The sequence below is a fragment of the Methylobacterium sp. Leaf106 genome, from assembly GCF_001422895.1.
GTDB lineage: Bacteria > Pseudomonadota > Alphaproteobacteria > Rhizobiales > Beijerinckiaceae > Methylobacterium > Methylobacterium bullatum.
Genome location: NZ_LMNB01000031.1, coordinates 275,706 through 283,234, shown reverse-complemented (window position 1 = coordinate 283,234; position 7,529 = coordinate 275,706). Strand labels below are relative to the sequence as shown.

At 68.7% G+C, this 7,529-nt stretch carries 7 protein-coding genes; all 7 read left to right on the top strand.

Annotated features, from left to right (window positions below; genetic code table 11):
- On the top strand, positions 1–384 hold a 384-nt coding region (locus ASF34_RS16855; RefSeq protein ID WP_274533765.1), incomplete at its 5' end, for a transketolase C-terminal domain-containing protein.
- 152 nt (positions 385–536) lie between these two features.
- Positions 537–1,577 (top strand): hopanoid-associated sugar epimerase, encoded by a 1,041-nt coding sequence (gene hpnA / locus ASF34_RS16850; RefSeq protein WP_056162600.1) that lies wholly within the window; start codon positions 537–539, stop codon positions 1,575–1,577.
- On the top strand, positions 1,574–2,488 hold the full coding sequence (gene hpnC, locus ASF34_RS16845) for a squalene synthase HpnC (protein ID WP_056162597.1): 915 nt from the start codon (positions 1,574–1,576) through the stop codon (positions 2,486–2,488). Before hpnA ends, hpnC begins: the two co-directional genes overlap by 4 nt.
- The gene (gene hpnD / locus ASF34_RS16840) at positions 2,485–3,339 is read left to right on the top strand and encodes a presqualene diphosphate synthase HpnD (RefSeq protein ID WP_056162594.1); all 855 of its coding nucleotides are present in this window, start codon (positions 2,485–2,487) and stop codon (positions 3,337–3,339) included. The genes hpnC and hpnD overlap by 4 nt, the downstream gene beginning before the upstream one ends.
- The gene (gene hpnE / locus ASF34_RS16835; RefSeq protein WP_056162591.1) at positions 3,339–4,655 is read left to right on the top strand and encodes a hydroxysqualene dehydroxylase HpnE; all 1,317 of its coding nucleotides are present in this window, start codon (positions 3,339–3,341) and stop codon (positions 4,653–4,655) included. Before hpnD ends, hpnE begins: the two co-directional genes overlap by 1 nt.
- 38 nt (positions 4,656–4,693) lie before the next feature.
- On the top strand, positions 4,694–6,691 hold the full coding sequence (shc, locus tag ASF34_RS16830; protein ID WP_018044391.1) for a squalene--hopene cyclase: 1,998 nt from the start codon (positions 4,694–4,696) through the stop codon (positions 6,689–6,691).
- A gap of 147 nt (positions 6,692–6,838) precedes the next feature.
- Complete coding sequence (locus ASF34_RS16825) at positions 6,839–7,519, top strand: phosphorylase (protein WP_056162588.1); 681 nt, start codon at positions 6,839–6,841, stop codon at positions 7,517–7,519.
- The last annotated feature ends 10 nt before the right edge of the window (positions 7,520–7,529 follow it).

The window sequence follows — 7,529 nt, the reverse complement described above, 5'->3', positions numbered from 1 at the left end:
GGCACGCGTCTGTCTGAGGCGCTGAAGGCGGCCGACCTTCTGGAGACGGCGGGGATCGCCGTGAGCGTGGCGGATGCGCGCTTCGCCAAGCCGCTGGACGAAGCGATGATCCTGGATCTGGCGGCGAGCCACGAGGTCCTGGTCACCCTGGAAGAGGGTTCGGTGGGCGGGTTCGGCGCAATGGTGCTGCATCTCCTGTCGGAGAAGGGCGCTCTCGACACGGGCCGGGTGCGGGTTCGGACGCTGACGCTGCCGGACACCTACCAGGACCACAACAGCCCGGAGGCGATGTACGCCGAGGCCGGCCTCGACGCCGACGGCATCGTCAGGATCGTCCAGGCCGCTCTGCCCGAACAGAAGGCCGGACGCCTGCGTCTCGCCTGACCTGAGGCCCCCGGCGTGTGGCCGCGCACGGAAGTCTCCGTGTGTGGCCGCGCTGCGCTTGTTCGCCCCGCCTAACGGTGAGAAAAGGCCGGGCATGATGCCGGTTCGCCCCGGCGCGTCTCCCTGTCCAATCCCCTGACCCTACGAGAGAAATGACAGAGGCCACCTCCTCCGGCAGGTTCGACGAGAGCCGTTACGATGCCGGCCCGGTTCTCATTACCGGAGCGAGTGGGTTCCTCGGTGCCGCCCTCGTGGACGTGTTCCGCAAGGCCGGCTTCTCCGTGCGGATCATGGTGCGGGCCTCGTCGCCGCGCACCAACCTCGTCTGGAACGACGTCGAGATCGTCGAGGGCGACATGCGTGACCGCGCGTCGGTCGCCGCCGCGCTCGCCGGCCAGCGTTACCTCGTCCATGCCGCCGCCGATTACCGGCTCTGGGCGCCGGACCCGGAAGAGATCGTCCGCACCAACCGCGACGGCGCCGTCATCCTCATGGAGGAAGCCCTCCGGGCCGGTATCGAGCGGATCGTCTACACGTCGAGCGTCGCGACCATCAAGCCGCATGACGACGGCACGCCCGCCGACGAGACGCGTCCCCTCACCCCCGGCACGGCCATTGGCGCCTACAAGCGCAGCAAGGTCGTCTCCGAGCGCGTGGTCGAGGAGATGGCGGCCCGCAACGGCCTGCCCGTGGTCATCGTCAACCCGTCGACGCCCATCGGCCCCCGCGACGTCAAGCCGACCCCGACGGGCCGGATCATCGTGGAAGCGGCCCTCGGCCGGATGCCGGCCTTCGTCGATACCGGCCTCAACCTCGCCCATGTGGACGACGTCGCCTACGGCCATCTCCTGGCCCTGCGCCATGGCCGCACCGGCGAGCGCTACATCTTGGGCGGCGAGAACGTCCTGCTGTCGCAGATGCTCGCCGACATCGCCGGCATGGTCGGCCGCAAGGCGCCGACCATCAACCTGCCGCGCGCCGTGGTCTACCCGATCGCGTTCATCTCCGAACAGATGGCCCGGATCACAGGGAAGACGCCCTTCGCGACCATCGACGGCATCAAGATGTCGCGCTACCGCATGTTCTTCACCGATGCCAAGGCACGGGCCGAACTCGGCTATTCCGCGCGGCCCTACCGCGAGGGGCTGTCGGACGCCCTCGGCTGGTTCCGCCAATCGGGGTATCTGAAGTGACCGCAACCCTCGACAGCGCGACGGACGCGCGTTCGGGCAAGGGGCACAAGGACGAGAACTTTCCCGTCGCCTCCCACCTGATCCATCCGAAGAATCGCGGCGCGATCCTGGCGTTCTACGATTTCGTGCGGGCGGGCGACGACGTCGCCGACCATGCCGAGCTGTCGCCCGAGCGTAAGGTCGAGCTTCTCGACGATCTCGCCGACGCCTTGACCGGCAAGGGGCCTCCCGACCGCGAGGCGGAGCCGCTGAAGCGGGAACTCGCCGCGCGCGGCCTTCCGGCGACGCATGCCCTCGAACTCCTCGACGCCTTCCGCCTCGACGCGCGGAAGAACCGGTATGAGGATTGGGACGACCTCATCGCCTATTGCCGTCTGTCCGCGATGCCGGTGGGCCGCTTCGTCCTCGACATCCACGGCGAGGACCCGGCCGTGGTCTGGGGACCGTCGGACGCGATTTGCGCCGCGCTCCAGATCATCAACCACCTGCAGGATTGCGCGAAGGACTATCGCCGCAACGACCGGGTCTACCTGCCGCGGGACGTGCTGGAGTGCCACGGCGTCTCCGTGGACGCTCTCGCCGCCGACAAGGCCACCCCTGCCCTGCGCGCGGCCATCCGTGAACTCGCCGAGCGGACCATGGTCCTCCTCGACGAGGGCGCGGTGCTGCCCGACCTTATCGACGACCTGCGCCTGAGCCTCGAGATCGCGGCGATCCACCGCCTCGCCGTGGTGCTCACGAAGGGGCTGCTCACGCGCGACCCGCTCTCGGAGAAGGTCCATCACGGCAAGGCGGGCTTCGCCCTGACGGCTCTGGGCGGAATCGCCTCGACCCTGGCGCGGCGTCCGTTCCGCTCGCGCATCCTGCGCCGACAGTCCACGCGCGTCGCGAGTCAGGGAGCGCAGTCATGAGCGCCACCGCATCACCCGCCCAGGAACCCGCGATGGCGCAGGACGCCGCCCTGCCGGCCGCCGGGTCCTCGTTCTACACCGCCATGCGGCTGCTGCCGAAGGATCGCCGCGAGGCGATGTACGCGGTCTACGCCTTCTGCCGTTCGGTGGACGACGTCGCCGACGATGGTGGCCCGGCGCCCGTCCGGGCGGCCGAACTCGACCGCTGGCGCGCCGATATCGATGCCCTCTATGCCGGCAATCCGGCTCCGCGCGTGCGCGACCTCGTGGTGCCCATTCGACGCTACGGATTGTTGCGCGAGGACTTCCAGGCGGTCATCGACGGCATGGCGATGGATGCGTTCGAGGACATCGTCGCCCCCGACGAGGCCACCCTCGATCTCTATTGCGACCGGGTCGCCAGCGCGGTCGGGCGACTGTCCGTGCGCATCTTCGGCCTGCCCGAAGCCGATGGCATCCGCCTCGCCCATCACGAGGGTCGCGCCCTGCAGCTCACCAATATCCTGCGCGACATCGACGAGGATGCCGAGCGCGGCCGCCTCTACCTGCCCCGCGAAAAGCTCGCCGCCATCGGCCTGACCGATCCGACGCCCCAGGTCGCCATCGCTCATCCCCGCATCGGCGAGGTCTGCATCGCCGTGGCGAGGGAGGCGGAGGCCCATTACCGCGACACCTGGACGATCATCGACCGCAATCCCCGCAAGGAGACGAAGGCCCCTCGCCTGATGGCGGCGGCCTACCGGCTCTATCTCGACGCGGTGCTGAAGCGCGGCTGGGCCATGCCCCGCGCGCGTGTGAAACCCTCGAAGCTCGCCCTGCTGGGCGTCGCGCTTCGTCACGGGATCCTGTGATGACGGGACAACAGACCGGAACGGTTCACGTCGTCGGCGCGGGGCTCGCGGGCCTTTCGGCCGCCGTGTCGCTCGCCGAGCAGGGGCGCCGCGTCATCGTGCACGAGGCCGCCAAGCAGGCGGGCGGGCGCTGTCGCTCCTATTTCGATTCGACGCTCGGCCTGACCATCGACAACGGCAACCACCTGCTGCTGTCGGGCAACCGCTCCTCCCTCGACTTCCTGAGTCTGGTGGGCGCCCCCGCCGATGCCCTGACCGGGCCGGACGAGGCGGAGTTTCCCTTCGCCGACCTGAAGACCGGCGAGCGCTGGACCCTGCGGCCGAATGCCGGCCGTGTGCCGTGGTGGGTGCTGCAGGCCTCGCGCCGCGTGCCCGGCAGCCGCGCCATGGATTACCTCGCGCCCCTGAGCATCCTCAGGGCCGCCTCGGGCAAGGCCCCCGGCCGGGCGGGCACGATCGGCGAGCGCATGGAATGTTCCGGACCGCTCTACGAGCGCCTCTGGCATCCGGTGCTGCTCGCGGCCCTCAACACCGATCCGCAGGAAAGCGATGTCGGGCTCGCCGCCACGATCCTGCGCGAAACCCTGGGCGCGGGCGGCGCCGCCTGCCGGCCGCTCATCGCCGTGGGCGGTCTCTCTGTCGCTTTCATCGACCCCGCTTTGGCCTATCTGGCCAAGCACGGCGCCGAGATGCGTTTCGGCCGTCGCCTGCGCGGACTCGGTGCCGATGCGGGCCGTGTCGATACGCTGCTGTTCAGCGACGAATCCATCACGCTCGGTCCCGACGATTCGGTGGTTCTGGCCCTGCCGCCCTGGGTGGCGTCCGATTTGCTGCCGGGCCTGGCCGTTCCGCAATCCTACCGGTCGATCGTCAATGCTCACTTCGCGATCCTTCCTCCACAGGGCTCGCCGTTATTGCTCGGCGTGGTGAATGGTCTGACGGAATGGCTGTTCGCCTATCCGGACCGACTGTCGGTGACCATCAGCGGTGCCGACCGCCTGCTGGACGTGCCGCGCGAAGATTTGGCGAAGCAGATCTGGGCCGAGCTCTCGACTTTGACCGGACTTGCACCGGAACTGCCAAGCTGGCAGATCGTCAAGGAGAAACGGGCGACCTTTGCGGCAACGCCCAAAGAGGCCGCACGGCGCGCGAGCGCCGTGACGGCCCACGACAATCTCGTCCTGGCAGGCGACTGGACCGCGACCGGCCTGCCATCGACGATCGAGGGAGCGATCCGTTCGGGAACGACGGCCGCACAGGCGCTTCTCAAGGGAGCGCGTGGACGCGGTGAAGCTATGACGCGCGGCGCGGCGTGAGAGAGGGGCCGCGTCAGGCGGCGCTTGAGGCGAGGACGATGCGAGAGGCATTCAAGAAGGTCGAGACGCTCCAGCGTCCCAAGACCCAGGAGATTTCCCTGGACGACGTCGAGCATGGAGTCATGCGGGCGACGCAGGCCCTGACGAATCTCGTCCATGCGGACGGGCATCTGTGCTTCGAACTCGAAGCGGATGCGACGATCCCGTCCGAATACATCATGTTCCACCAGTTCCGGGCGACGACAATTCCGCCCGACCTGATGGCCAAGATCGGAAACTATCTGCGCCGCACGCAGGGCAAGCATGGCGGCTGGTCGCTGGTCCACGATGGGCCGTTCGACATGAGCGCCAGCGTGAAGGCCTATTACGCGCTGAAGTTCGTCGGCGACTCGATCGAGGCCCCGCATATGCGGCGTGCCCGCGAGGCCATCCTGTCGCGCGGCGGTGCGGCCAATTCCAACGTGTTCACGCGCTTCCTGCTGGCTCTGTTCGGCGAGGTGCCCTGGCGCGCCGTGCCGGTGATGCCCGTCGAGATCATGCATCTGCCGAAGTGGTTTCCCTTCCACCTCGACAAGATCTCCTATTGGGCACGCTGCGTGATCGTGCCCCTTTTGGTGCTGCAGGCGAAGAAGCCGCTCGCCAAGAACCCGCTCGGTCTCGGCGTCGCCGAATTGTTCGTGACGCCGCCGGAGCATGTGCGCTCCTGGCCCGGCAGCCCGCATGCAACCTGGCCCTGGACGCCCATTTTCGGCGCCATCGACCGCCTGCTGCAGGTCACGCAGGATTACTTCCCGAAGAAGCGCCGTCAGCGCGGTATCGACAAGGCCGTGGCCTGGACGAGTGAGCGCCTCAACGGCGAGGACGGCCTCGGCGCCATCTTCCCGGCCATGGTCAACACCGTGCTCATGTACGAAGTGCTCGGCTATCCGGCCGATCACCCGCAGGTGCGGATCGCCTGCGAGGCGGTCGAGAAGCTGGTCGTGGTCAAGGAGCACGAGGCCTACGTCCAGCCCTGCCTTTCGCCGGTTTGGGATACGGCCCTTGCCGGCCATGCCCTGCTCGAGGCCGGTGGCCCCGATGCCGAGCATCAGGCCCGGCGCGGGCTCGATTGGCTGCGTCCGCTCCAGGTTCTCGACATCAAGGGCGATTGGGCGGCGGGCCGTCCCAATGTCCGCCCCGGTGGCTGGGCATTCCAATACGCCAACCCGCATTTCCCCGATCTCGACGACACCGCCGTGGTGGTGATGGCGATGGACCGGGCGATGCGTCAGCACGGTCTCGTCGCCGATGTGCCGGATTATGCCGTCTCCATCGCCCGCGCTCGGGAATGGGTCGAGGGCCTGCAATCGAGCGATGGCGGCTGGGCGGCGTTCGATGCCGACAACAACCACCATTACCTCAACAACATTCCCTTCTCGGATCACGGCGCCCTCCTCGACCCGCCCACCGCCGACGTCACGGCGCGCGTCGTCTCGATGCTCTCGCAGCTGGGCGAGACCCGTGAGACCTCGAAGGCGCTCGATCGCGGGGTGAAATACCTCCTCGACGATCAGGAGGAGGACGGCTCCTGGTACGGTCGCTGGGGCATGAACTTCATCTACGGCACCTGGTCGGTGCTGTGCGCCCTCAACGCCGCCGGTGTCGACCCGGCCTCGCCGGAGATCCGCCGGTCGGTGGCGTGGCTCATCCGTATCCAGAACCCGGATGGCGGCTGGGGCGAGGACGCCTCGTCCTACAAGATCGATCCGGCCTTCGAGCCCGGCTACTCCACCGCCTCCCAGACCGCCTGGGCGTTGCTGGCGCTGATGGCGGCCGGCGAGGCCGACGATCCGGCCGTGACGCGGGGCATCAACTACCTCACGCGCACGCAGGGAGCCGACGGCTTCTGGTCTGAGGAGCGCTACACGGCGACCGGATTCCCGCGGGTCTTCTACCTGCGCTACCACGGCTACCCGAAGTTCTTCCCGCTCTGGGCCATGGCGCGCTACCGCAATCTCAAGCGTAGCAACACTCGGTCCGTCGCCTACGGGATGTAGGTTCTCCTCGACCCTCTCCCCTCTGTGGGAGAGGGGGCCTGCAGAGCAGCGGGAGAGGGGGCGACCTCTCCAGAAATCTCCCGACCCTCGCTGACGCGAGGGCCACCCTCCCCCGCAGAGGGGGAGGGAGCGCTGGCTGGACATCCCATGCTTCCCATTCTCGCCGTCACCGGCCTCTCCAAGGAGGCCCGGCTCGCCGCCGGTCCCGGAATCGAAGCCGTGGGGGCCGGCGGGTCGCCCGCGCGCCTGCGTGCGCTGCTCGACGCGCGCGTGACGGCAGGCTGCCGGGCCGTGGTGAGTTTCGGCATCGCGGGAGGACTCGATCCATCCCTGCTCCCCGGCGACGTGGTGATCGCCACCGGCATCGTCGGTGACACGGGACGCCGCGAGACCGATGTCGTCTTGCGCGACGCGATTCACTCCGCCCTGTCGAGAGCCGATCTGACGACATTGTCCGCCGACCTCGCCGGTGTCGACGCGGCGGTCGTGAGCGTGACCGCGAAGGCCGAACTCCATGCCAGCACCGGAGCGGCGGCGGTCGATATGGAATCCCACGTCGCTGCGGACTTCGCGGCTCGCCACGGCATTCCGTTCGCGGCGATTCGCGTGGTCTGCGACCCGGCCGAGCGCGCCCTGCCCGCCTTTGTCACGACGGCGCTAAAGCCGAACGGCGACCCCGACATCCTCGCGGTGCTCACTGCCCTCGGCCGGAACCCGACCAATCTGCCCGCGCTGATCCGGCTGGCGAGGGATTCGGGAAAAGCCTTCGCGGCGCTCTCCCGGTGCCGGGCCACTCTCGGCCCCGGCCTCGGCCTTCCGGACGCCTGACGCGCCCGGA